Below are 1780 nucleotides of genomic sequence, written 5' to 3' on the forward strand. Positions count from 1 at the left end.
ACGGCACCACCTGCCAGTGCGCCACATACGGCAACACATGCACCCGATCCGCCACGCCCAGCTTCGCGGCCCGCGCCTTGACCTCGGTCAGGTACGGCCCGTCCGGCTTGTTGACCACCAGGGCGACGTGCATGCCGGGGAGTTGCGGCAGCGCCTCCACCATGATCCCCAGGCCACGCTGCTTGGCGGCGGCACCGCTGTACACCAGCAGCGGCGTGTCCGGGCCGATCCCGCATCGCGCCCGCAGCTCCGGGAGCGGTTCGGCCTCGGCGCCGGTCGGGCCGTGCTCGGCGGCCGGCGCGTTGAGCACCACGGCCGGGGTCGCGGTCAGCCGGTGGGTCGAGGCGAGCAGTTCGGCCAGCGACTCGGAGACGGTCATCACCGCGTCCGCGTAGGGGGCGTACTCCCGCTCGTGCGCGCAGTGCGCCGGCAGCCAGCGGGCGTTGTCCTGCCAGGGCTTGATGCCGGGGAGGAACTCGTGGGCGTCCCAGACCACCTTGATCGACCGGCCCTGGGCGGCGGCCCGGATCTTGGCCCGCGCGGCGACGCCCAGCATCCGGAAGTCGTTCGCGTGGATCAGATCCGGCGCCAGCTCGTCGATGACCGGGCCGTAGGCCAACTCGTAGTCCCACAGGCCCGGCTCCAGCTTCCGCCAGGCGCCGTCGCCGTACATCTTCTGCCAGAAGATCGTGTACGCCCGGTCCCACGGGCTGCGCAGCTTGCGCCCCTTGCGGGCCCGGGTGAGCTGCCAGTAGCGGAACGACACCCACTTGCGGGTCAGCCCGGCGGCGATCTGCTCGGCCCGCAGGGCCTGCTGGCGCAGCTTGACCTTGCCACCGCCGGCGCCGGCGCGGGTGGCCAGGGTCAGCTCGGCGGCGCGCATCCGCAGGTCGGTCTGCCAGGCCTTGACCGCCTGGGCCCGGTGCGCGGCGATCCCGCTGGGCGGGTACGCCAGCGGCCAGCGCAGCCAGGCTCGACGGAACTCGTGCCGGCGCCGGGCCAGCGGGTCGGGCATGACCAGCAGGCGCACCTCGGCGTCGCCCAGGCGCCAACTCTGCGGCTGGGTCACCGGGGACTTGCCGAGCAGGACGACCTCCCAGCCCGCCTCGGCCGCGCTACGCGCCGCCTTCTGCACCCGGGAATCCCCGTTGACGCCGTTGTCCACCAGCATGACAACCCGGCCCCGGGTACGCCGCGCCCCGGCAGCGCCGTCGAAGTTCATCTGCGTCTTCTGCCTCTCCCGTCGGGCTGCGGAGGACCCCGGCGAGTGTACGGTAGCCAACCATCGTGACGGCCAGCCAACTGATCATGAACGTTAGTGGTCGTCTGGCCTGGCTACCGCCGGTATGGCCGGCGTCAGCCGGCCGGCCCGGGGGTGCGCCGGACCGGACAGATCCGCCTCTGCCCAGACAGCGTCACCGCGCCGGGAAACGTTACCGAAGCGGACACCGACCGGCGAAACCGTCAGACCGGCACGGAGACTATCCAACGATGCTGATCGTGCTCCCACCGGGCGGCGCAGTCTCAGCCGGCGACGGAACGGTCCGGCAGGTCGGTGTCAGGCGCGGCTGGAACGGTCCGGCAGGTCGGTGTCAGGCGCGGCTGGAACGGTCCGGCAGGTCGGTGTCAGGCGCGGCTGGAACGGTCCGGCAGGAGCCGGGAGTACACCGCGTCCAGCACCCGCGCCTGCGCCTCCCACGTCCAGTTCTCCAACAGACCCGGCCGGTCGTACGCCGCCCGGTACCGACCCGGATCAGCCAACACCGCCCGCACCGCCCGC

The 1780-nt window shown here is 72.6% G+C and carries 1 protein-coding gene; it reads right to left on the reverse strand.

All coding sequences use genetic code 11. The features are described 5' to 3' along the window. The coding region (locus tag V6U90_RS33225; protein ID WP_442933720.1) for a glycosyltransferase at window positions 1-1222 on the reverse strand (1222 nt) is incomplete at its 3' end. Window positions 1223-1780: the final 558 nt, after the last annotated feature.

Source organism: Micromonospora sp. CPCC 206060, from assembly GCF_036906895.1.
Classification (GTDB): domain Bacteria; phylum Actinomycetota; class Actinomycetes; order Mycobacteriales; family Micromonosporaceae; genus Micromonospora.